Source organism: Myxacorys sp. (assembly GCF_059501405.1).
Window position 1 is genome coordinate 1 of record NZ_JCACCM010000107.1, and the last position, 23,038, is coordinate 23,038.

16 protein-coding genes and 2 pseudogenes are annotated in these 23,038 nt (G+C 50.8%); 6 read left to right on the forward strand and 12 right to left on the reverse strand.

Annotated features, from left to right (window positions below):
* Positions 1 to 371 precede the first annotated feature (371 nt).
* Positions 372 to 6,107 carry a PAS domain S-box protein gene (locus tag AC5I6P_RS13215; RefSeq protein WP_495694232.1) on the forward strand — a complete coding sequence of 1,912 codons (5,736 nt, stop codon included), beginning with the start codon at positions 372 to 374 and terminating at the stop codon, positions 6,105 to 6,107.
* 319 nt (positions 6,108 to 6,426) lie between these two features.
* Here the strand turns inward: AC5I6P_RS13215 and AC5I6P_RS13220 are convergent.
* Together AC5I6P_RS13220 and AC5I6P_RS13225 are read right to left on the reverse strand one after the other, a co-directional pair.
* Positions 6,427 to 7,377, reverse strand: a pseudogene (locus tag AC5I6P_RS13220) (IS110 family RNA-guided transposase).
* Complete coding sequence (locus AC5I6P_RS13225; protein ID WP_495694233.1) at positions 7,374 to 7,526, reverse strand: hypothetical protein; 153 nt, start codon at positions 7,524 to 7,526, stop codon at positions 7,374 to 7,376. Before AC5I6P_RS13225 ends, AC5I6P_RS13220 begins: the two are co-directional and overlap by 4 nt.
* A gap of 318 nt (positions 7,527 to 7,844) precedes the next feature.
* Between AC5I6P_RS13225 and AC5I6P_RS13230 the strand changes: the two are divergent.
* Positions 7,845 to 9,065 (forward strand): annotated as a pseudogene (locus AC5I6P_RS13230) (IS701 family transposase).
* A 30-nt stretch (positions 9,066 to 9,095) separates the two neighbouring features.
* On the opposite strand, the gene AC5I6P_RS13235 reads toward AC5I6P_RS13230, so the two are convergent.
* The 8 genes from AC5I6P_RS13235 to AC5I6P_RS13270 all read right to left on the reverse strand — a co-directional run bounded on the left by AC5I6P_RS13235 (position 9,096) and on the right by AC5I6P_RS13270 (position 15,582).
* On the reverse strand, positions 9,096 to 9,362 hold the full coding sequence (locus tag AC5I6P_RS13235) for a hypothetical protein (protein WP_495694234.1): 267 nt from the start codon (positions 9,360 to 9,362) through the stop codon (positions 9,096 to 9,098).
* Positions 9,363 to 9,375: 13 nt separating this feature from the next.
* The gene (locus AC5I6P_RS13240; RefSeq protein ID WP_495694235.1) at positions 9,376 to 10,995 is read right to left on the reverse strand and encodes a Na+/H+ antiporter; all 1,620 of its coding nucleotides are present in this window, start codon (positions 10,993 to 10,995) and stop codon (positions 9,376 to 9,378) included.
* A gap of 12 nt (positions 10,996 to 11,007) precedes the next feature.
* Positions 11,008 to 12,069: an NAD(P)-dependent alcohol dehydrogenase gene (locus AC5I6P_RS13245; RefSeq protein WP_495694236.1), complete on the reverse strand. Its 1,062-nt coding sequence runs from the start codon at positions 12,067 to 12,069 to the stop codon at positions 11,008 to 11,010.
* Between the two features lie 119 nt (positions 12,070 to 12,188).
* Positions 12,189 to 12,965 (reverse strand): SDR family oxidoreductase, encoded by a 777-nt coding sequence (locus AC5I6P_RS13250; protein WP_495694237.1) that lies wholly within the window; start codon positions 12,963 to 12,965, stop codon positions 12,189 to 12,191.
* Positions 12,966 to 12,988: 23 nt separating this feature from the next.
* Positions 12,989 to 14,077 (reverse strand): alpha/beta hydrolase, encoded by a 1,089-nt coding sequence (locus AC5I6P_RS13255; protein ID WP_495694238.1) that lies wholly within the window; start codon positions 14,075 to 14,077, stop codon positions 12,989 to 12,991.
* 32 nt (positions 14,078 to 14,109) lie between these two features.
* The gene (locus tag AC5I6P_RS13260) at positions 14,110 to 14,622 is read right to left on the reverse strand and encodes a (R)-mandelonitrile lyase (protein WP_495694239.1); all 513 of its coding nucleotides are present in this window, start codon (positions 14,620 to 14,622) and stop codon (positions 14,110 to 14,112) included.
* Between the two features lie 20 nt (positions 14,623 to 14,642).
* Positions 14,643 to 15,011 (reverse strand): cyclophilin-like fold protein, encoded by a 369-nt coding sequence (locus tag AC5I6P_RS13265; RefSeq protein WP_495694240.1) that lies wholly within the window; start codon positions 15,009 to 15,011, stop codon positions 14,643 to 14,645.
* Positions 15,012 to 15,270: 259 nt separating this feature from the next.
* A complete protein-coding gene (locus AC5I6P_RS13270) occupies positions 15,271 to 15,582 on the reverse strand; it encodes a (R)-mandelonitrile lyase (RefSeq protein ID WP_495694241.1) in 312 nt (103 codons plus the stop codon).
* Positions 15,583 to 15,864: 282 nt separating this feature from the next.
* Between AC5I6P_RS13270 and AC5I6P_RS13275 the strand changes: the two genes are divergently transcribed.
* Positions 15,865 to 16,845, forward strand: a complete 981-nt coding sequence (locus AC5I6P_RS13275; RefSeq protein ID WP_495694242.1) for an AraC family transcriptional regulator — start codon at positions 15,865 to 15,867, stop codon at positions 16,843 to 16,845.
* A gap of 400 nt (positions 16,846 to 17,245) precedes the next feature.
* On the opposite strand, the gene AC5I6P_RS13280 is transcribed toward AC5I6P_RS13275, so the two are convergent.
* Complete coding sequence (locus AC5I6P_RS13280; protein ID WP_495694243.1) at positions 17,246 to 17,401, reverse strand: tyrosine-type recombinase/integrase; 156 nt, start codon at positions 17,399 to 17,401, stop codon at positions 17,246 to 17,248.
* A 10-nt stretch (positions 17,402 to 17,411) separates the two neighbouring features.
* Complete coding sequence (locus AC5I6P_RS13285; protein WP_495694244.1) at positions 17,412 to 17,813, reverse strand: tyrosine-type recombinase/integrase; 402 nt, start codon at positions 17,811 to 17,813, stop codon at positions 17,412 to 17,414.
* 1,051 nt (positions 17,814 to 18,864) lie between these two features.
* On the opposite strand from AC5I6P_RS13285, the gene AC5I6P_RS13290 reads away from it, so the two are divergent.
* From AC5I6P_RS13290 to AC5I6P_RS13300, 3 genes are all read left to right on the forward strand, one after another.
* Complete coding sequence (locus AC5I6P_RS13290; protein WP_495694245.1) at positions 18,865 to 19,929, forward strand: hypothetical protein; 1,065 nt, start codon at positions 18,865 to 18,867, stop codon at positions 19,927 to 19,929.
* Positions 19,930 to 20,714: 785 nt separating this feature from the next.
* Complete coding sequence (locus AC5I6P_RS13295; protein WP_495694246.1) at positions 20,715 to 22,415, forward strand: NAD(P)H-quinone oxidoreductase subunit 4; 1,701 nt, start codon at positions 20,715 to 20,717, stop codon at positions 22,413 to 22,415.
* Position 22,416: 1 nt separating this feature from the next.
* Positions 22,417 to 22,911, forward strand: a complete 495-nt coding sequence (locus AC5I6P_RS13300) for an HNH endonuclease (RefSeq protein ID WP_495694247.1) — start codon at positions 22,417 to 22,419, stop codon at positions 22,909 to 22,911.
* The last annotated feature ends 127 nt before the right edge of the window (positions 22,912 to 23,038 follow it).

Below are 23,038 nucleotides of genomic sequence, written 5' to 3' on the forward strand. Positions count from 1 at the left end.
TAGTTTGAAACTGGCTCCTCCATTATTCCTGATTCCACAGGTCTAGAACATGACCACGTTCGCAATCACCGGACATAGTCACTTCTACTATAATTAACCGAATCAAACTGAATTGTTCCGATCCATTGGGATTGTTATGCGGCTATCCTCTAGATTTACTTAACCTTTTTTGAGGAGTAGATTGTAATCTCCTTCAAGAGGTGCTGATTTGCCGCTTTGAGCAGCGCATAGATGCTTACTCTATAATTTTTTGCAGCACAGCCCCTTGAGTTTAGATAAGGTGGAAATCTTCACTCTTAGGGAAGATATATAGGAGAGAGCAACTCAGATTTAATAAGGTGTTCCGTTTACGCATACGGTTAATTCTTTATATGAAGCGCGACGCCACAGGTAAGTTTGTTCAAAATTGGGATTCAGAAACCAAACAACGCATTAGCATCTCGCTTACCAATACAGCCTGGCGATCGCTCGACAAGGAGGCACACAAACGGGGAATTTCTCGCTCTGAAGTGATTGAACACTTTGCTCGCCATCTTGAAGCGGAGCATCCTAACGAATCTACTGGAGCAGATGCTCAAGTGGCGTTGATTCAAAACCAAATTCTTGAGCAACAGCAGGAAATTGCAGCTCTACAACATCAAAAACAGGAGTTAGAGACACGGTTAGAACAGGCGGTAAATACGAGCGCCCAAACGGCTGAACGCAAAGTAGCAATCATTCTGGAAAGTATCACCGATTCTTTTGTTGCCTTTGATCGGGACTGGCACTACACCTATGTCAATGAGGCAGCTGCTCAAATTTTGCACAAAACCCCTGAGGAATTGCTGGGTAAACACGTTTGGAACGACGTTTTTCCTGAACTTGTAGGTGGAGTCGCCTATCAAGCGATGCATCAAGCTTTGGCAGAACAAGTTCCGGTGACATGGGAAGAATTTGGGAGCTCCATTCAATGCTGGCTGGAAGTCAATGCTTATCCTTCTGTCGAAGGGATCGCCGTTTATTTTCGCAATGTGACAGAACGCAAGCAAGCAGAGGCGGAACGGGAAAAATTACTCCAAGCGTTGGAAACGGAAAGGGCAAAATTTGAAGCAGTTCTGCACCAGATGCCTGCAGGAGTTTTCATCGCAGATGCCATTTCTGGCAAGTTGGTGCTCGCAAACGAACAAGCCAAACAAATTGTCAAATATGACTTTGAAGAGACCCGCGAGCTAGAGGACTATGTACGCCTTACCCCGTTTGAAGCATTTCGCCCGAATGGACAGATTTACGCACCGGATGAGTACCCCCTAATGAGATCGCTCAGAACGGGTGAAATCGTTATCCGGGAGGAAATGGAGCTACGTCAGGAAGATGGCAGTTATACCGTTATTTCAGTCAATTCAAGCCCAATCTTAGATAAGCAGGAGCGAATTCTAGCGACCGTCGCGGTGTTTCAAGATATTACGGAGCGCAAGCAGACTGAAACGCTACTGAGGCAGCAAACGGAAGCATTGGAAAATCAGCAGAAATGGTTGGAAGCAGTGCTGAATCTAATGCCAACGCCAACCGTATTTATCGAACCCGAAACCGCACGAGTTACTTTTTCCAACCGAATTGCGAATGAATTAGCAGGGGGTGACTTACCGAAAGACAAATCCTTAGATGAATATACCGACGCTTATTACTGTACCGACGCGAACGGCGATCGCATCCCAACCGAAAGAATGCCCGCCGTTCTAATTGCTCGGGGAGAACGGTTAGAAAACTATGAAATGAACTGGTATACGCCTGGTGGCATTCGCTCAACCCTATGCTGGGGAGAAACCTTGCCAGCCATGCATGGACATCCCGCCATTGGCATTGGGATGTTTCAGGATGTAACTCGCCTCAAACAGATTGAAGAAAGCCTGCGGCAGACCGAAGAACGCTTACAGCTTGCCCTTACGTCTGCCGAAATGATTGCTTGGGACATCGATTTTGAAACCAATCAAGTGGTATGTTCTCCAAACGCGCTGAAGATTTTGGGCATGCACGTGGGTACCGCAGAAGCATTTCGTGCGGTGATCTATCCCGATGATCGACCCCTAGTCAGGCAAGCGATGGAACAAGCGATTACGGGTGACCACGCCTTTTCTCAGGAATACCGAGTGATGAGCCCCGATGGCACGATACTGTGGCTGAAAAGTCAGGGACGCGTCTATCTCGATGAGGCTGAACACGCCACGCGAATGCTGGGCGTTTCGGTCAATATTACGGAGCGCAAGCAAATCGAAGCTGAACGCGCTCGCCTGCTAGAGCAGGAACAGAAGAGCCGTCGATTGGTTGAAAAGGAACGTCAGCGGCTGCGAGACATTCTGATGCAAGTGCCTGCCATGTTTGCCGTGCTGTCGGGTCCTGATCACGTCTTTGAACTGGCGAACTCTAAGTTTCTCACCGTGTCTGGACGTTCCGAAGACATTCTTGATAAGACGGCACGCGAAGTATTCCCCGAAATAGAAAGCCAGGAATATTTTGAGATTTACGATCGGGTCTATCAGACTGGGGAAATTATTCGAGAAGATGAATGCTTATCTCGTTGGGATCCGAATAGGGATGGCAATCTCGTTGAAGGCTTTTTCAATCTTGTGTTTCTACCGCTCAGAGACATTGATGGTTGCATTGACAGCATCTTGATTCATGGCATTGAGGTCACTGCCCAAGTCCAAGCTCGTGAGCAAGCGGAAGTCTTACTCCAAGAACTTCAGCGCAAAGAAAGACAACAACAGTTCTTGATCGAATTGAATGAGGCCATTCGTGCCCTTCAAAACTCTGAAGAAATTATGTGGCAAGTGGTTAGTTCCACTGGACAACATTTCAATGTCACTCGCTGTACCTACGGTGAAATTGATCCAACCCGGGAATACGTCATTGTAGATCGCGACTACTGCAATGGTGTCATCAGCGTTGCGGGTATCCACCACATGAATTCCTTTGGTCCAGACATCATTGCAGCACTGAAGCAGGGCAAAACCGTTGTGGTTGAGGATGTTGATCGCGATCCTCGCACGGCTGGATCAGGGGCAGCAGCTTTTGATGCGATTCAGACTAAATCGCTGCTGTGTGTCCCCCTCGTCAAAGCAGGACGATTTGAGGCATTGTTAGTCTTGCACCATGTCGCTCCTCGTCAGTGGACAGCAGAAGATGTGGGGTTGCTGGAGCGCATTGCTGAAAAAACTTGGCTGGCGGTGGAGCGATCGCGAGCAGAAGCAGAATTACGAGAAAGGGAAGCCCACCTGCAACTTGCGCTTAACGTGGGACGGATGGGCACCTGGGACTGGAATATGCAAACAGGAACGCTCCTCTGGTCAGTAGGGCATTTCACCATTCTGGGTCTACAGCCGGATGAAGATAAGCCAAGCTACGAACTTTGGATAAGTCGGGTTCATCCGGACGACTTGGCAGAAACGGAGACAAAGCTGCAACGAGCAATTCAGGAGCGAACCGAGTACCATCACGAATATCGCCTGCGTTGGGCGGATGGCTCGGTTCACTGGGTCGAAGCTAGAGGGCAGTTTTCTTATGATGCTCAAGGACAGCCTAAGCATTCCATTGGCGTTGTGATTGACATTACAGAGCGCAAGCAAGCAGAAGAAACATTGCATCAAACTCTACAAAAGCTCAATTTCCATGTTGAAAACACACCGATGGCAGTTGTGGAATGGGACCATGACTTTCGAGCCATTCGATGGTCTGCTGGTGCAGAGCGCATTTTGGGTTGGAAAGCTGAAGAAATACTGGGTAAATCTTTAACTGAAATCCCGTTTGTCTTTGAAGAAGACCTGGAACCTGTTGCGGACGTCTGTCAGCGGTTGGTTTATGGTGAGGAACCGCATATTTTCTCATCTAACCGCAATTACACAAAAGATCGCGACGTTGTGCATTGCGAGTGGTATAACTCCAGTCTCAGAGACAAATCGGGACGAATGACTTCGGTATTGTCGTTGGTGTTGGATGTCACGGAGCGCAAGCAAGCGGAGCAGGAGCGAGAACAACTATTAGAGCGTGAACGCATTGCCCGCTCCCAAGCAGAAGCTGCCCAACAGCAACTGGCAGCTGTGTTTGAAACATCTCCGATTGGACTCGCTTTATTAGATGCCCAGCAGCGCTTCACTGCCATTAATGAGGCATTAGCTGAAATTAACGGATTATCCCGTGAACAACACTTAGGCTGTTCAATTTCAGATCTGTTTAGTCAATCCGAGCCCAAATTAGTCGAAGTCTTTCGCCAAATTTACTCGACTGGAGATCCCTTCATTTCGCAGAACTTTGCGGTGAATGTGCCGGGACGCAGCGATCGTCGCCCTGGTTACTACAACGTTTACTATTTGCCGACTGTCAACTCCAATCACCAGGTAGAAAGCGTCCTGATTTATGTAGTCGATGTCACGGAACGCGTTAGGCTAGAGCGCACTCAACAGTTCCTTTCTGAAGCCGGGACGGTGCTGGCATCTTCTCTGGATTACCAAACGACCTTAGAGCGAGTTGCCCAACTCACTGTGCCAGAATTAGCCGACTGGTGTACGGTTCATATGATTGAGGAGGATGGCACCATCGATCAGATTGCGGTAGCGCACGTTGATCCTACCAAGCTGGAATGGGCACATCAGATTCGTGACAAGTACCCATTAGACCCGAATGCCGCTCGCGGAGCAGCATTAACCCTAAGAACTGGACAACCGGATTTCGTTTCAGAAATCCCCGATGAACTGCTGGTGCAGGCTGCCTGTGACCCTGAGCATCTAGAGATTCTACGGCAGGTGGGATTCAGTTCCGTCATGACCGTACCGTTGAGAACTCAGGCACGAATTATGGGAGTCATTTCCTTTATCGCTGCCGAATCTGCAAGACGATACACTCCAGCAGATTTGCAATTGGCAGAAGAATTGGCGCGTCGGGCCTCGTTGGCGATCGACAATGCCCAACTTTATCAAGCAGCCCAACGTGACCGAACCAAAGCAGAAGCCGCTAACCGGATCAAAGATGAGTTTCTAGCAGTCTTGTCCCATGAACTGCGAACGCCCCTAAATCCAATTCTCGGTTGGACAAGACTGTTACGCACTAAACGCTTAGACGCGACCAAAACCGATCAAGCGTTGGAAACGATCAAACGCAATGCCGAACTGCAAGCGCAGTTAATTGAAGACTTGCTGGATGTCTCCCGCATCTTGCAGGGAAAAATGTCTTTAACCATTGCGCCCGTCAATCTAGCTGCCACGATTGAAGCTGCTTTAGAAACCGTCCGCTTGGCGGCTGAAGCAAAACAGCTTCGCATTCAAACTACCCTAAATTCCCTTTCAGGAAGCATTTTGGGCGACACAAACCGCCTGCAACAGGTCGTTTGGAATCTCCTGTCGAATGCTGTGAAGTTCACGCCGTCTGGCGGGCGAGTCGAGGTGTGCTTAGAGCAGGTTGGCACAAATGCTCAAATTCAAGTTAAAGATACGGGAAAAGGCATTCATCCAGAGTTTCTCCCTCACGTATTTGATTACTTCCGCCAGGAAGACGGCGGCATCACCCGACAATTTGGGGGGTTGGGATTGGGGCTAGCGATCGTACGTCAGTTGGTGGAACTGCATGGAGGAAGCGTTTGGGCAGAGAGCCTAGGACCCAATCTAGGCGCAACCTTTGTCGTTCGTCTGCCGTTAAACCAGATGGAGCAGGCACTCACTTCGGAGATTGAGAATGCAGAAGCTGCGGTAGATTTGACCGGGATTTGCGTCTTGGTGGTGGACGATGACGCGGATATGCGCGAGTTGGCGTCATTCATCTTGACCCAAGCAGGTGCACAAGTGACAACAGCCAGTTCGGCAGCAGAGACACTGTTTCTCTTAAATCAATCGGTTCCCGACCTCCTGTTATGCGATATTGGTATGCCAAAAATCAATGGTTACTCCCTGATTCAGCAAATTAGAAAGTGGTCACCGGAGCAAGGAGGCACCCTCAAAGCGATCGCTCTGACTGCTTATGCTGGGGAGGTCAATCAGCAACAAGCCTTAGCCGCAGGATTTCAAATGCACCTCTCGAAGCCGATTGAACCGGAGGTATTGGTAAAAGCAGTCTCATCGCTCATGGCGACAAATGCTGTCTGAAGCTAGGATTGTGATTTCGTGTTCATTCCCAACTGTTTATGCGGGTAGGATTCCCAATTGTGCCACGATCGCTTCAGCTATGTTTATCATCCACATTGCATTTGAAATCAAGGTTGAGATGAGTGAATTGAGGCAACGTGAATCGCTCAGTCAGTGAGGTTGGAAAGAAGAGAGGAACAAACCGGTTTGTCACTCCCGAGTTAACTTGAGCTTTCAGTCTTTGAAGAACTTGTGCACTCTGAGTGTAGAGTGGTTGAGTTATCAAAGCTGTTTTTTGTACAGTCTCCTGCTCGATCCGCAGAAGCGATTGTGTTAAACGTCAAGCCTGCTCAACGCAATTTGGTTGCCAGGAAGCGCCATTCTTCACCATCGCATTCAGAATCACTAACAGCTTGTGCATACAGGCAGTGAGCGCAACTTTCTTCGGCTTTCCACTCTGGCACAGTCGCTCATAGAATGCTTTGATTACCGGATTGCATTGGGTTGCAGTCAAGGCTGCCATGTACAACACGGCACGAACTTGCGCTCGTCCGCCCCAAATGAACTGTTTGCCGCGATGCTTACCACTGTCATGATTGATCGGAGCGACTCCGACCAAGCTGCTAATTTGCTTGTGGCTGAGGCTGCCTAGCTCTGGTAAGTTCACGAGGAGGGTGGTGGAGGTCACTGCTCCAACGCCAGGAACACTCTTGAGCAATTTCACCTGCTTTAGCCACAGCGGACTTTGCTCAATCGCCTGCTGGAGCTTGGCTTCGAGGTCTGCCAGCCGCTTTTCTAACTACTCAATATGTTACTCGATGTCTTGCCGGGTGGAGCCGCGCACCGTGCCTAAGCGATTCTTTTCAGCCGTCAGCATCTCGACAATCTGGCGACGACGAGCAACAAGCTCTTCCATCTGCTGAGTGTCTTCATCTGCGATCGCACTCACATTCGGTTGAATTGCTTGGGCAAAATGAGCTAGGACTGCGGCATCGAGGGCATCGGTTTTAGCACGTTTCCCAGTCGCTTTAGCAAAGTCTCGCACTTGGCGTGGATTGACGACCGCGACTGGCAGTTGAGCACGACTGAAGGCGACGGCTGCCGGAATTTCTAATCCTCCAGTCGCTTCCATCACGATCAATGTCGGGTGCAGTGGTTCAAGTCGTTGCACTAACTGGGCAATGCCTGCCTCTGTGTTGGGCACTTGAAACAGTTCAGCACTGGGGCGAATATAGATATCGAGATGGTCTTTGGCAACATCGATGCCGATCCAGAGTTGGGATTGAGTCATATCAATTTGTCCAAAAACGGCTGCTCTAGCTGAGGACTCAAACTTGCACGATGCGGAATCAGCGTTCCAGGCGGACACGCTCCGCGTGAGCCGAAGGCAGTGTTCGAGTTCAAGGCAGTTAGAGTGTGCGGCAACCCAGGCTTCTGCACGGTCTTTTCAACCCGGTCCCAGTCGGTCTACCACACTCTCTCAGCATACAAGTTCCAGCGCGGCGAAAATGGCTCAACCTTTCTCACTGGAGACATTTCAGCCGTTTCGCGTTGGAATAAAGGATTGCACTATAATCCACGAGAGAATGCGGATTTCAAAGCAGTTGTAGTACGGAAGCTAGGCCACAACTATACAGTTGTAGATCATCAAATCGAGAGGCGATAGGCTTTTGGAGTGGTCATTTGAACGCACCTCAGATGAAGCTTAGCCCTCCAAACACAATCCATCCTGTCTCACTTGAGACTGAGCATCAAACCATTATCGGTTGGTCACAAGAACTAGATCGCTTCACGGCTCGCATTGGAGTTCGCTTTGCCCGAAGCGAAGCCAGAGAGAATGCCAAAGGGTATCTCCAAGGATTACTCGGAACGCTGAACCGCAAGAACTGCTGGCAACTGTCAGAAGCAATGGGCGCTGCTACGCCGTATGGATTTCAACATCTCGTGGGACGAGCCAAATGGGATGCCGATCTGGTGCGGGATGATTTGCGGGCATATGTCCTAGAGCATCTGAGCGATCCCAAAGGTGTGCTGATTCTCGATGACACGGGATTTGTCAAAGGGGGCCAGCAGTCGGTGGGGGTGCAACGGCAATACACAGGCACCACCGGGCAAATCGAGAATTGTCAAATCGGCGTATTTTTGATGTATGCCAGCCGCCAGAGTGCCACGTTTATTGATCGCGAATTATATCTGCCGAACGTGTGGGCGAAGGATGAGGAGCGCCGCACCCAAGCGCAAGTGCCGAGCGACGTGGCGTTTGCGACGAAGGTGCAGCTAGGACTGCGGATGCTAGAACGAGCGTTTGAAGCTGGGGTGAGTGTGGAATGGGTCACAGCGGATGAACTGTACGCGATTGATCACGGACTGCGACGGTGGTTAGAGGAACGGCACCAAGCCTACGTGTTCGCGATACCGCGTCATGAACGAGTCCGAGTGGATCGATTGCAGTGTCGAGTCGATGAATTAGCCGCCAGTTGACCCGCCGAGGAGTGGAAACGACTCAGTTGTGGCAAGGGTTCCAAAGGCGCACGGGAGTATGAATGGATTCGGATGCGAGTGAACGGTGGCTCTGCTGGATGGAGCCGCCATGTGCTGGTACGACGGCGCATGGCGGCTCCAGATAAGTTGGACTACTACAGTGTGTATGCGCCAGACAGGACGCGACTAGAAGCAGCGGTACGGGCGGCGGGCTGCCGCTGGAAAATCGAAACCGGATTTGAAGACGGCAAAGGAGCGGTCGGACTCGACGAATACGAAGTCCGAACCTGGACGGGATGGTATCGGCATATCACCTTGGCGATCTGTGCTCATGCCGTGTTGAATGTGATTCGGGTGCGAGCAGCGCAGGCAGAAGGCAATCAGCGGCGAAATCTCACCGCGCGTTCTCAGGTTCAATCCTCGACTTCCGTAGCGCCGTGCTTGCCCTTGACGATTTTAGAAGTGCGACGATTGCTGTGGCAGTTAGTCTGGCAGTAAACGCCCAGTGTGCAGCAAGTGCTGTCGTGGTCACGCTGGCGACGGCAGCATCAAGCGATCGCCCAGATTTATCACTATCGATGACATCAGGCGACACGACAGCGGGAAACCGTTCAGCGGCGAGAATGAACTCGTCCAACTTTGGGGTATCACTTGACAAATCGCGGCGTAGATACGCGACAGCCCGTTGCCTTCGGCACAGCGAAGCTGCTCGCGGAGACTTCTAAGTTGCTGTTGCCAAGTTTGCGCGTTTGCATTGTTTTTTCCCTTTGATGTAGAACTGATATTGGTTGCCATTGATCATTGCTTCTCACTCGGTACCGGATTCTTGTGCACCGATCTTCCGAACTCTGAATTCTTCCAAGTCGGTCAATAAAAAATACTTTCTGAGCAACGCTTCATCAAACTCGGCATGGCGATTCATGTTGTTCAGTAACTCTCGTCGTCGCTCCAACACTTCCAGGTAAATCGATTGATAGCCTTTTATTGAGTTTTGCCAGGTAAAGTTTGATTCTTCGAGTTGGCGATCGAAAAACTTTAGATTAATTTCGAGCTTAGAGAACAGATTATCCAGATGTTCGTTTCGCGCCCGCTCGCCACTGTATTTTTCTTGCAGGAATTGAAGCGAAGCCTGCGCTAATTTCTTTTGAATGATCAGCTCCTGCTGGGACTCAGGGATGAGGGTAAACCGATCTCTGAGGTTGACGGTGCGGATTAGCCAGGGCAGCGTTAATCCTTGAAAAACCAGGGTGATGAGAATGACGATAAACGTGATGAAGAGAATAAGCTCACGGTAGGGAAATGGCTGTCCGGCTGGAGTCAGTAGCGGGATGGACAGTGCAGATGCCAGCGATACCACACCGCGCATTCCCACCCAACCAAAAATTAGTGGACCTTTCCAGCCTGGATTCGGGTCTGACACCGTGATAAACCGGCTCATGACTCGCATCAAAACAGACGTTCCTAGGGTGCAAAGTAGCCGTGTTCCGATCAGCACGATCGCGACGATCAATCCATACCAAATGGCACTGCCCAAACTAATGTTTCCAAGCTGCCGGACGACAAACGGCAATTCGAGTCCGATCAGCAAAAAAATCAATCCGTTCAAGACAAAGACCAGATTCGTCCAGACATTGATGCCTTCAATCCGGCTCTGGTAACTCAGCAAGCGATCGCGCTTACTGGATAAAAGCAAGCCACCGCTAACGACTGCTAGCACGCCTGACCCGTGAAAGTGTTCAGCCGCATAATACATGCAGTAAGGCGTCACCAGGGTTAAAACAATTTCGATGCTGGACGTTGTCGATAATAACCGATGAATGCCATAGAAAATCAATCCCACAACTAGACCGATCGCAACTCCCGCTAAAATCACGAAACCAAAGTTGACGGCTGCGGCTTGAAATTGAAACTGTCTGGTGAGCACTGCCGCCAACGCGAACCGAAACACGATCAACGACGAGACATCGTTAAGCAAGCTTTCGCCTTCAATCAGACTGACGAGCGATTTTGGCACATTGACCCGCCGCATGATCGTCGTCGCGGAAACGGCATCAGGCGGGGAGATAATGCCCCCCAAAAGGAAGCCCATCGCTAGCGTAAAACCGGGAATGAGCGCACTGGAGACGACTGCAATTACGCATGACGTGAAGATGACGATCGGAAACGCAAACCCGATAATCAGCCCTCGCCATTTCCAGAATTCTTTCCACGACCCTTGCCACGCCGCTTCATACAGCAGGGGGGGAAGAAAAATCAGGAAAACTAGCTCTGGGTTAATGGTGATCTTTGAAAACGGAGCGACGAAACTCAGTGCAAGTCCACCCAATACCAGCACGATCGGGTAAGCCAGTCGCAGCTTATTCGCAATCATGACCAGTCCGAGAATGATCAAGATCAGGCAAATGTATTGAATGAAAATATCTTGCATGCAGCGGGTAGATTATTCAGATTTCAGGGATGCCATATCGATCGAGAAGCGGTACTTCACATCCGACTTGAGCAGTCTTTCATACGCTTCGTTGACCTTCTGGATCGGGATGACTTCAACATCGGCGGTGATGTTATGTTCCCCGCAAAAGTCAAGCATTTCCTGGGTTTCGGCAATGCCACCGATGTTAGAGCCAGAGAGATTACGGCGACCCATGATCAGGCTGAAGGCTGCGACCTCCAGAGGTTTTTCGGGTGCGCCAACCAGGGTGATGTTGCCATCGAGTTTGAGTAGATTGAGATAGGCGTTAATGTCATGCTTGGCAGAGACCGTGTCGAGGATGAAGTCGAAGCTACCCGCGTGCTTCTGCATTTCATCGCTGTTGCGGGAGACGACCACTTCATCAGCACCCAGGCGCAGCGCGTCTTCTTTCTTGTCGGGGGACGTGGTAAAGACGACAACGTGCGCTCCCATCGCATGAGCCAGCTTCACGCCCATGTGCCCCAGCCCACCTAGACCGACCACGCCGACTTTCTTACCCTCTGTGACGCCCCAATGACGGAGTGGCGAATACGTGGTGATGCCTGCACACAGAAGCGGTGCAACTCCAGCCAGATCAAGGTTTGGGGGAACGCGCAGCACAAAGCGTTGATCGACAACAATGCTGTTGGAGTAGCCACCATAGGTAACCGGAGCGGTCTTATGCTTGTCTGGGGAGTTGTAGGTGAAGGTGACATTCTGGCAAAACTGCTCAAGGCCAGCTTTGCAATTGGGACAGGTATCATCCGAATCAACCATACAGCCAACTCCCACTCGATCGCCAGTCTTGAACTTCGTCACTGCCGTGCCGACTTGAGTGACCTGTCCGACGATCTCATGACCGGGCACGATCGGGTAAGTTGTGGACATGAAATCGCTCCACTCGTTCCGCACTGAATGGAGGTCGGAATGGCAGATGCCACAAAAGAGAATTTCAATCTGCACATCGTGTTCGGTTGGATCACGCCGAGCGATCGTGTCAGATGCCAATGGTGATGTTGCACTGACTGCGGAGTAAGCTTTCGTGTTGTACATGAGATGCTCCTAGTTGTTTATCTTTGGTGTCTGATACTGCTGTCGCTGACCTGTTCCATCCAGATCATGAGCAATGCTTTGTTGTCGTGCGTTTAGTTTGATCAGGTTGGCGACGAACATCATTGCACCGTCTGACCGCCATCGATGACCATGGCATGCCCAACGATGAAGGCAGCCGCGTCCGAGCACAGCCAGAGGACAGCCTCGGCGATCTCTTCGGGCTTGCCCATCCGACCAACCGGCTCCTCCGCAACCACCTTCGCGCGCCCTTCGTCCGTACCGCCAGTGAAGCGACCCATCATGGGGGTGTCGATATAGCCGGGACAGACGGCGTTGACGCGAATGTTTTGCGACGCATAGTCGAGCGCCGCTGCCTTGGTCGGTCCGATCACCCCATGTTTCGCGGCGGTGTACGCGGGGCTACCCTTGATACCGATGATGCCCGCACCCGAAGACGTGTTGACGATCGCGCCACGTCCCTGCTCGAGAATCAGCGGGATCTCGTGCTTCATGCACAGGAAAACGCCGCGCAGGTCGATGTCGATAATCCGGTTCCACTCCTCCTCCTCGTACTCCGCAGTCGGAGCCGCCTTCTTCGGCTCGATGCCCGCGTTGTTGAAGGCAAAGTCCAGCCGCCCGAAGGCCTCAACAGTCTTATCTAGGGCCGCCTTCACGTCCTCAGACCACGTCACATCGCACTTGACGGCGATCGCGTGTCCGCCCAGTTCTTCAATCATGCGAGCCGTTTCTTGATTGCCCGGTTCTGAAACATCAGCAACCGACACGCTGGCACCCTCACGGGCAAACGCCAGTGCCGTCGCTCGACCGATGCCGCTCGCGGCTCCAGTTACAAAAGCGACCTTGCCAGCAAAGTTTTCATTCGATTGTGTTGACATATTTTCTCCTGCTAATTGCTCGCTTACCGACTGAGATGCTGATTGAAAAAGGACTGAAGCTTGTCCCACGGGATCAAATTCACCCGATCGTACAAATCGACATGTCCCGCGTTTGGAACGATGTAGAGTTCCTTTGGCTCGGCTGCGCGCTTGTAGGCATCTTCGCTAAACTCCCTAGAATGCGCATTGTCACCCGTGATGAACAGCATGGGACGAGGCGAAATTGCCTCAATGTCGTCGAACGGGTAAAAGTTCATGAATTTGACGTTGCTGGTCAGTGTCGGGTGCGTTGTCAGTTTCGGCGACGACCCTTTGGAGGTGTATTCGCCCCTAGGAGTACGGTAGAAGTCATAGAACTCACGCTCAATAGCGGTGGAGTTCTCATTCAGTTCATGCACGGTCCCGCTTGTGTATTGGGTCTCGCCACCTGTGAACTCCGTATAGCGTTGCTCAGCCGCCTCTGCGATGACTTTCTTTCTCTGTTCGAGAGTCGTAGAATGCCTCAGCCCGTTACGGTTGACCGCACCCATGTCGTACATGCTGACCGTCGCGATCGCCTTCAGACGCGGATCAATCTTGGCGGCACTAATGACGAAGCTGCCGCTGCCGCAAATTCCAAGAACGCCAATTCTGTCCCTGTCAACGAATGCCTGGGTGCCCAGAAAATCAACCGCAGCACTGAAATCCTCGGCATAAATATCCGGCGAAACAGCGTTGCGGATTCGTCCCTCACTCTCGCCCCAGAAGGACAAATCGAGGGACAAGGTGACGAATCCCTGTTCAGCCAGTTTTTGAGCATACAGATTCGAGCTTTGTTCTTTGACTGCGCCCATTGGGTGCCCGACAATGATTGCGGCATTCTTGGCGGTCTGATTCAAGATTTTGGGAATGAAGAGATTCCCGGCAACCTTCATGTTGTATTGGTTTTTGAACGTAACCTTTTGCATGGTTACCTTGTCGCTCTTATAGAAGTTGTCTGCCCCCTCGACCACAGCGGACTTTGGGGCGGGTGCTTGGGAGATCTTAGAGGCGCGCGTTTCATCAAGTGCAACTGCTGCCGTTGCACCGATCGCACTCATCAAGAGGGTTGGTATTAGAACGCGGTATTTCATTGAGTTCTCCATACATGTATCAATGAATGCTCCTACTGGTTTACGTTTGGTGTCTGATATTGCTCGTCGCTGACCGGTGCCATCCAGCCCACGACCCTGCCATTGAGCTGTTCCTGAAGGGCGATGTGCGTCATGGCTGTGGTGGCTGTAGCCCCGTGCCAGTGTTTTACACCGGGTGGAATTCGGACGACATCACCAGGTCTGATTTCCTGAATTTGTCCGCTCCATTGCTGCACATAACCAGACCCAGCCGTCACAATCAAAGTCTGTCCCGGTGGATGGGTATGCCACGCTGTCCGCGCACCAGGCTCAAAAGTGACACTGGCACCACCCGCGCGAGCTGGACTTTGTGCTGAGAATAGGGGGTCAATGCGGACGGAACCTGTAAAGTTTTCGGCTGGCCCTCTGGTGGAAGGCTGCGAACCGTTCCGAGTGATCTCTACTGTCCGTGTGCGATTGTCCGATGAGACTTGTGTCCGACCCGCCTGAGCAAGCGCCAACGTAAGCAGGGAAAATGACATGATCGTTGTTGCAAGAAATTTCATTTCTATCTCCTTTAACGTTTCTACTGAATTCGCTCTATCGTCACGTTGATAGACCCAGGGACATTGAATGTTTCGTTAAATGCCCCTAAGACAGCATTGATCTTGCCGATCGTGATGATGCCGGGGTCAGGGATTGCTTGACCGTCGTGGCGATAATAAATAGCTACATCAGGACCGGGAGACCAGTAAATGATGTCTCCAACTTCATAGGTTTTGGTTCGCTCTCCCTCCTGCGAAATCGCTCTCGGAAGGTGAGCAAACTTTTCTCTGCCAAACAAATCGTTCATCGTCAGCGTTAACGGCAGCAGGGAAACAAAATCTCGTGTGGTTGGGTTGTCGATCAACGTGGCTGTAACGGTTTTGTCTCCGACCTTGATGTTGATCTTCATACTGTTTGCCTGCTGGGTTGATCGTTCAGTTGGCAGCTTCGACGAGGCACTGCCAGGCATCCTATTGTCGGCACGGCAGGCTGAGTAACTCAGAGACATCACCAGGGTAAGAACCCCAATCAGCATTCTCTTCTGCCAGTTTCTCCCTTTGATGGGACATTTCAAAAGCATTAAGATCTTCCTGCGTATTGCTCGTCGCTGATCTGTTCCAGCCAGTCTACAGGCTTACCGTCGAGCGCCTCTTGAATGGCGATGTGCGTCATCGCTGTAGTGGGGTAGCACCGTGCCAATGCTTCTCACCCGGCGAAAACCAGATCACATCCCCCGGTCGAATTTGCTCGATCGCTTCACCCCAGCGTTGTACCAGACCGCAGCCAGCCGTGACGATCAGGGTTTGTCCTAACGGGTGAGTGTGCCATGCTGTCCGAGCACCTGGCTCAAACGTGACGCTGGCTCCCGCCGTGCGTGCTGGATCGTTGGCTTGGAACAGGGGGTCAATGCGAACCGTGCCAGTAAAATACTCAGCCGGTCCTTTGGTGGAAGGCTGCGAGCCACCGCGTTTGATGTCCATTACTTAATGCCTCTGGTTGGCCCAATCGTAGAAATTGGGCACTGATCATTTCTCTATCAATAGGGATGAAATTTTTAAGCAGCAAGGTGCGCCTTGCCGGTTTGGTGATCAGGTAGGCGCATCGTTTGCCCAATCAAAACTGAGGTTTCTCTTGAATAAAAGTCTAGATGCTTAGAAGCAGCCGGAGTCACCTTTCATTGCTTTAGCTCTATTTTAGGGACTCTATAGAGCAAACCATAGAACGATCGTCTAAGATCGTTGTACAATCCTGCAAAATTTGAAATGAACGTTGCTAAAACCATTGAAACGTTGGATGTGGCTCTAATCAACGACCCGCAGGCAACGCGCGAGGCAGACAGAGCGCAAGCCAACCGGGATGAACTGACGGAGCGGATTGCCCAAGCGATTCACCAGGATGGGACGATCGAGCCACTGAAAGGATTACACTTCTATCGCATCTCCTCCCCTTCGGAATGCCTTCATAGCATCTCGATCCCTGCCTTTTGTGTGATTGCTCAGGGCAGCAAAGAAGTGCTTTTGGGTAGCGATCGCTATCAGTACGATCCAATGCATTATCTGCTGGCAACAGTCGAACTGCCGATTGCCAGTCAAATTCTAGAAGCCACTCCGGAAAAACCTCACTTGAGCCTGCGCCTCGATCTTGACCCCACCTTAGTCAGCTCAGTCATGGTTGAGGCAGGCTATCCCTCAGATCAACGGGGTGCCAATGTCAAAGCGATCAACGTCAGCCCATTGGATGCCAATCTGTTAGATGCGGTAGTCCGACTCGTCAGACTGCTCAATTCCCCTACTGAAGCACCTATACTGGCACCCTTGATTAAGCGGGAAATCATTTACCGGCTGCTGATGGGAACACAAGGGAATCGGCTGCGCCAGATTGCCGTTCTGGGTGGCTATACCCACCACATCGCCAGAGCCGTCGATCGCCTCCGCAAAGACTTTAACCAGCCGCTTAGTATTGAAAGCATCGCCCGCGAGTTGGGCATGAGTGTTTCGGGCTTCCATCATCACTTCAAGTCGGTCACGGCCATGAGTCCCTTGCAGTTCCAGAAGCAACTGCGGCTCCAAGAAGCTCGCCGTCTGATGCTGGGAGAAAACCTTGATGCTAGCAGTGCTGCTTACCGTGTGGGGTATGACGATGCCTCGCACTTTAACCGAGAGTACAAGCGGCTCTTTGGTACGCCACCGATGCGCGATGTAGAACGATTGCGAGAAGCTGCCCAACTGTTGAGTGCAACATGACTTTCTTCAGAATGGCAAAATGGCTTACGCTTCGGTGAGTATTCTTTCTCAGTAGCCCTTTACGGTTACAGGACTGCCGTCAACCAAAAGTGAGATCAAGCAATACTATTAGGGCCAGCGGGCGTATTCATGCAGAAAGTTACGGTTTCGCTGGGTTAGAAAACTTAGAGCTGACCCTGTAACCTGATTTTGATTTCTTGATGAGTTTTCTCGTGCTGATCAAGACCTCATTGCGGCGAAAAGCCCGACACAAGGAAAACGGTCGTTTTCTTGCCTGCTGTCAGTTACAGTTAATCCTGGTTCAGGTCAATTTATAGTTGCAACTATTCCTGGTTTGAAAACGCGATGATTGCAGGTTTAACGCTTTATGATTGCAGGTCGCTACAGGTAGGGGATTGAGTTAAAACCTGAGCGAGGAGATCGCCAGTTCAACTTGCTCCTCTGAGACTTCTAGATATTTTTGAAGTGCCTGTAAGCTGCGATGCCCTGATATTTTCTGCAACACCCCTAAAGGGATGCCAGCGCGGTGCATCACAGTGAGAGCCGTCCGTCTCATGCTGTGGGTGCTAACTCCTTCCAGTCCTATCTTGTCGCACGCCTCCCGCAGAAATAGCATCCGCCGATGTGGGGTGAAGATGCCCTTTCCCGTGCCGACCAGGAAATAAATGCTCTTTGTCTTGCCCCCGGTAGACATTGAGGTAAGCAGACAGCACTGAATGAGTCGCCACTTGGCGCGTGTCTTGCTGTCCTTTGGTGTTGCCCTTGCGGATGGTGATTTTTGCTCTCGCGCCCCTCGCGTCATAGACATCGGTAGCGAGTAGGGTGCAGGCTTCATTAATGCGGCAAGCAGTGTACAGGCAGATACCAAACAATGCCCGATCTCGATCGCAAGTGAAGCCCGTCTCAAATAATCTCTGAATCTCATCGGAAGTCAGAATCTTGGCTTGCCCATGTCGATCTGTCTTCATGTCGATCACGATTGATAACGATGTGATCGCCACTCTACATGGACTAAATACAAAAAGTCCATGTAAGGGCTGAAAGCCTTGCTCGTTCGTTGACAACGGCCAGCTCCCTAGAATTTCCCCAGTTTTGACGCGCTTATTGAACGAAAATCCTCCCTATTGAGAATGGGATTTTTCGTTCCACTGAGCCTCAAACCCCAAATTAGGAATGGGAACAAAAATGCGTGAGATGCAGAAAGCAAGGCTGATGCTGCTATAGCTCAAGGCTATTAGGACTAGTGAAAGCGGCTCCTTAAGAGGACTTCAAGCTTTTTAGGTCATCTGTTAAAGCGTCAAGAAATCACTTTTGATAAGTACAACTGTAGAACCGATTCTAGTCCTGCTTGATTTTGAGACAAACAATCTCGGAATGAGATAGCTCTGCCGAGTCAAATCGCAACTTTTAAGGATCTACAACTGTAGTACACAAATAGTCCAGATGTTGTAACGCCCTTGTATTACAGCCTGATTTGATGGGGGGTGAGGAGGGCAAAATTGTGCTCCTCAGTTTCAAAACTCATTCAAATAATTCTATTTGGAACACAGATTAATGAACGAGTTGATTGACACTCCTAACTGTACGGAAACGGATGATCTCAGCTAAACAAGAGGAGAGTTAGAAGAAGGAGCGTTTGTGAGACAACTAAATGGCGGATTTTGAGACACCCTCAACTGGCACAATCGTAGCTACCCCATCAAACGTTCTTTGGAAGTGATCAAATCACGAGATCAATAATTGACGTGGTTAGAACCAGCCTAAACATTGATCCAATCAACGTAGACGGGGCATTCAGTGTCAACAGTCCTTCTTTGCCAGAGCCAAAATTTCATCGTGCTTTTGGTTATATAAAGCGAACGGCCTACATCCATCTTCAAAAAACGTTTCTTCTCGGCTATTGAGAACCTCGCAGCATCATGATCAGTTGCGGTCAATCAGCTGCACTAGAGGTTATGTGAGATGGTCTGTATAGTTTGAAATATCTCATCCAGCATTCATGATCCGTCTTGCCAACTTATGTCTTTACCCTTTGATGCTGCCCCTACCGAAGCACGGGTCGAAAAATGTTGGCGGCTCTCCGCCAGTTTTGGAATGGAGCGCAATGCCTACCATAATTATCTGAATGAAATTGTCCGAGATCGCTACACGCTCATCAAAGGGCTGCAAATCTTGCGAGATGAACTTCAACTTGCTGTCTCTAGCCCTACAGACATGAACACCAGCGGGGCTGACATGACCTTACCCAGCGTTGTGACCACCTTGGCGTATACCAACTGTGGTGATCGCATCCATCAAGGCGAGGCGACCAAACGCTATCGTGATGTCGTCGCCTCTCGATTTGCGACTCTCTCTGAAATTGGAGAACTCAAGTTAGAAGCTTTTTTCCCAGCAGGTGGAGGCACGGACAATGGGGCGACCTTAGCCCATGTCACCGTGGCTCATGAGTTAGACGAATCCTTAAAACGACGAGTGTATGCAGGCAATCCTCAATCGCTTTCTCTGGTGGCGATCGACCTCAAAACTCATGTTGGGCGATTACGCGAGAATGGTCAACAGATTTACGGTAAAACCCGTGAATCTCCTTGGCGAGAACCGCGTGCAGCCTGTGGCGCTATTGTGGGAACCTTAACTCATTACCATCCCGACAATTTAATTCATCGCCGCATTCGCAGTGACTTGGGGGAACTCAATTTTCAATTTTTATCTAACAACTCCATCGTGACTGATGATGGTGTAGACATCACAATGGCCGTTGCCGCCAACATTGTTGCTATTAGCGGCATTCGCAACACGGCTATCGCCTTAGCTCAAGAAATGGATGAGCGAGGGTTAGCTCACTTGACCGCAAGTACCACTGTGAATCGTCCTTCCCGAGATGACCTCGTGATTTACCTCGCTCGTGCTACTGTCTTCAACGGTAAAATACGAATTCAAAGTCTAGGTACTGAGGCCAAGCTGTATGGTGGAACGTTAGTGGAATATGCAGGAGAACAGCGGTTACAGCTTCGTTATAATGACTGGGACTGCAATGATTTGCCCGTTGAAGAAATCCCTTATAAAGTTCAATTATCAGGATTATAAAGAGGCGAGAGCTAGCCGCCATTCAAAAGGTGCAAGCAGTCTAGGTTGTGTCGCAAAAACTCGTTAAAGACAAACGGTATCTATCAAGGTCATCGTCCTAAGCAGTTACTCCAAAGAGGGTTGTGTCGCAAAAATGAGAAGGTAGGGAGGCTCAATTTTCTCTGACCTTACCCAAAATGGCATCTCAATCCCTGTTCAAGTGGCGGCACTTCGTGCGATTCGTTGTTGGCTGAATCCATAAGCCAACCAGGGCACTCTCTGCTCTGAACTCTAGCTCAATGGAGGTGAAAGCCCTCCCTTCTCAAGTTCGGAATGACTCAAGACCTACCCACAGTGACCAGGCTCGGAATCCTGGAGGCTGAAGCTGGGAATAGGACGCAATCAGAGGGCGCGTGTATCGCTCACCCTGGCGTTATCGGAGTCCCTATGATGAAACAGAGCCTAGAAAAGCGCCCTACGCCAAGGCAGGGATACACAATCACGCCCCTGACTTCGTTAGAGTAACGACCCGCTAACTTTGAACAGGGATTGAGATGCCATTCTGGGTAAGGTCAGAGAAAATTTAGCCTCCCTACCTTCTCATTTTTGCGACACAATCGCCTTTCTTAGGTAGGCAAGGGGTATATCTGCTGCGGCAAGCGAGCCACAAGAAAGAGGGATTGAGCAACTTCCACACTAGATCCATAATGCTAAGTCCATGGCAAATCAGCAAAGGAGTGATAGATGGTGAGTCTCATAGTTGCGTAAGATGTTCTTAACTCAACGGGTAGGTATTTATTCTTATTATGATAGAACAGTTCCCCTGGCTGACCGTGATCGTGCTATTGCCGTTGGTAGCCGCGTTGTTCATTCCTTTGATCCCTAATAAAAGCGGCAAGACTGTCCGCTGGTATGCTTTGGGGGTTGGCATGGCTGATTTTGTACTGATGTACTACACCTTTTGGCGGCATTACGACGCGAGCCAGGCGACATTTCAACTGGTGGAAAAGGTGATTTGGTTACCGCAGTTGGGCTTGAGTTGGGCGCTGTCGGTGGATGGTATTTCGGCTCCGCTGGTGTTGTTGGCAGGCTTGGTGACGACGCTGTCAATGTTTGCCGCTTGGCAGGTGGATCGGCGATCGCGCCTGTTCTACGCACTGATGTTGATTCTGTATGCCGCCCAGGTGGGGGTGTTCGTGGCCCAAGACCTGATGCTATTCTTCATCATGTGGGAAGTGGAACTGGTGCCGGTCTATCTGCTGGTCTGCATTTGGGGCGGGCAAAATCGGGGCTATGCAGCGACGAAGTTCTTGATGTATACGGCCCTGGCTTCGATTTTCATTTTGGTGGCAGCTCTGGGGATGGGACTCTATGGTGATACGCTCACCTTTGATATTGCTGAACTAGGGTTAAAGCAGTTTCCCTTGGGGCTGGAATTGTTTTTGTATGCTGGACTGCTGGTGGCCTTTGGGGTCAAATTGGCAATTTTTCCCTTTCATACTTGGCTGGCGGACACCCACGGCGAAGCTTCTTCTCCAGTGTCGATGATTCTGGCAGGGGTGCTACTGAAAATGGGGGGGTATGGGCTGATCCGGTTGAACTTGGAACTGTTGCCGCATGCCCATGTGTATTTTGCACCGGTGTTGGCGATTTTAGGGGTGGTCAACATCGTCTATGGGGCGCTGAACTCCTTTGCACAGACCAATATGAAGCGGCGGTTGGCCTATTCCTCAATTTCTCACATGGGGTTTGTGCTGCTGGGAATTGCTTCCTATAGTGATTTAGGTGTGAGTGGGGCGATGCTGCAAATGCTGTCTCACGGGCTGATTGCGTCGGTGTTATTTTTCTTGGCAGGCGTTACCTATGATCGTACCCGCACGATGATGATGAATCAGTTGGGTGGGTTGGGGCAGGCGATGCCCACGGTGTTTGCCCTGTTCACCATGGGGGCAATGGCGTCCTTAGCTTTGCCTGGGATGAGTGGGTTTGTCGGAGAACTGGAGGTCTTTGTCGGCTTGGCCACAACGGACATCTATGGTTCGGCTTTTCGCTTGGTGACCATTTTCCTGGCGGCAGTGGGGTTGATTCTGACGCCGATCTATCTGCTGTCGATGGTACGGCAGGTGTTTCATGGAGCCAGCGCTGATCAAATGTGTGACCTGGTGCCTGCCTGTGACCTGAATGATCTAGATTTGAAGGCCCAGGGCAACCAAGAGGCGAACTGTTTTGGCACGGACTGTGTCTTGCCAGAGGAGGCAGAGTTTAAGGATGCCAATTCCCGGGAGATTTTTATTGCGGTTTGTTTTCTGGGGCTGATTATTGCGATCGGGTGTTATCCCAAGGTGGCGACCCAGATGTATGACCTGAAAACGATGGCGGTCAATGCCCAGGTGCGGGCGGCCTATCATGAGGCCTTTCCAGATGCGTTGCAGCGCTCGGCACAGGGGCGATTGAGCCCTGCGATCTCAGCGGCTCAATCTGCGGATGTCTGGGGTGTTGTCAAGTAAAATGGCGAAGTTACTAGACCCAAATAAGATGAGTACACGGGAGCCACTGAGAGAACTTGGTCGTAAATCCCAGAAGTGCAAGCTTAGAGCAGTCGTTAAACAAAGATTTGGCGGAGCCTGCGCCTACTGCGGGCGAACGCCTCGCGTTCTGACCTTGGATCACATTGTGGCTCAGTCTAAAGGGGGCGCTAACGTCTTGTCTAACTTGGCTGCCGTTTGCCAGCGCTGCAACCTTAGTAAAGGGAGCCGTCTCCTCTGGCAGTGGTGGCAAGCCTCGCCTTGGTGGAACGAAGCCCGCGCCATTGAGTTCGCTGCTACCGTGCTGGTCTGTAAAATTCAAACTCCGATCACTTCCCTAATAGATTCAGCACTACCGCTTCCGCCGTCCGAATCCCATCAATCCCCGCCGAAAGAATTCCGCCCGCATATCCAGCCCCTTCCCCTGCCGGAAACAGCCCTTGCGTATTCAAACTTTGACCATCTTCCGCCCGCTTAATCCGAACGGGCGAAGATGTGCGCGTCTCTACGCTCGTTAGCACCGGTAGTGTTGGTCAGAGAAAATTGAGCCTCCCCACCTTCTCATTTGTCGAGTAGGGAGAATTCCTCCAGTGTTTAGGCTTGCT

Coding starts and splice junctions, on each gene's coding strand:
- AC5I6P_RS13215 (WP_495694232.1), top strand. CDS start 372: ATGAAGCGCGACGCCACAGGTAAGTTTGTTCAAAATTGGGATTCAGAA.
- AC5I6P_RS13235 (WP_495694234.1), bottom strand. CDS start 9,362: ATGGCAACCAATATCAGTTCTACATCAAAGGGAAAAAACAATGCAAAC.
- AC5I6P_RS13240 (WP_495694235.1), bottom strand. CDS start 10,995: ATGCAAGATATTTTCATTCAATACATTTGCCTGATCTTGATCATTCTC.
- AC5I6P_RS13245 (WP_495694236.1), bottom strand. CDS start 12,069: ATGTACAACACGAAAGCTTACTCCGCAGTCAGTGCAACATCACCATTG.
- AC5I6P_RS13250 (WP_495694237.1), bottom strand. CDS start 12,965: ATGTCAACACAATCGAATGAAAACTTTGCTGGCAAGGTCGCTTTTGTA.
- AC5I6P_RS13255 (WP_495694238.1), bottom strand. CDS start 14,077: ATGAAATACCGCGTTCTAATACCAACCCTCTTGATGAGTGCGATCGGT.
- AC5I6P_RS13260 (WP_495694239.1), bottom strand. CDS start 14,622: ATGAAATTTCTTGCAACAACGATCATGTCATTTTCCCTGCTTACGTTG.
- AC5I6P_RS13265 (WP_495694240.1), bottom strand. CDS start 15,011: ATGAAGATCAACATCAAGGTCGGAGACAAAACCGTTACAGCCACGTTG.
- AC5I6P_RS13270 (WP_495694241.1), bottom strand. CDS start 15,582: ATGGACATCAAACGCGGTGGCTCGCAGCCTTCCACCAAAGGACCGGCT.
- AC5I6P_RS13275 (WP_495694242.1), top strand. CDS start 15,865: ATGAACGTTGCTAAAACCATTGAAACGTTGGATGTGGCTCTAATCAAC.
- AC5I6P_RS13280 (WP_495694243.1), bottom strand. CDS start 17,401: ATGAGACGGACGGCTCTCACTGTGATGCACCGCGCTGGCATCCCTTTA.
- AC5I6P_RS13285 (WP_495694244.1), bottom strand. CDS start 17,813: ATGAAGACAGATCGACATGGGCAAGCCAAGATTCTGACTTCCGATGAG.
- AC5I6P_RS13290 (WP_495694245.1), top strand. CDS start 18,865: ATGTCTTTACCCTTTGATGCTGCCCCTACCGAAGCACGGGTCGAAAAA.
- AC5I6P_RS13295 (WP_495694246.1), top strand. CDS start 20,715: ATGATAGAACAGTTCCCCTGGCTGACCGTGATCGTGCTATTGCCGTTG.
- AC5I6P_RS13300 (WP_495694247.1), top strand. CDS start 22,417: ATGGCGAAGTTACTAGACCCAAATAAGATGAGTACACGGGAGCCACTG.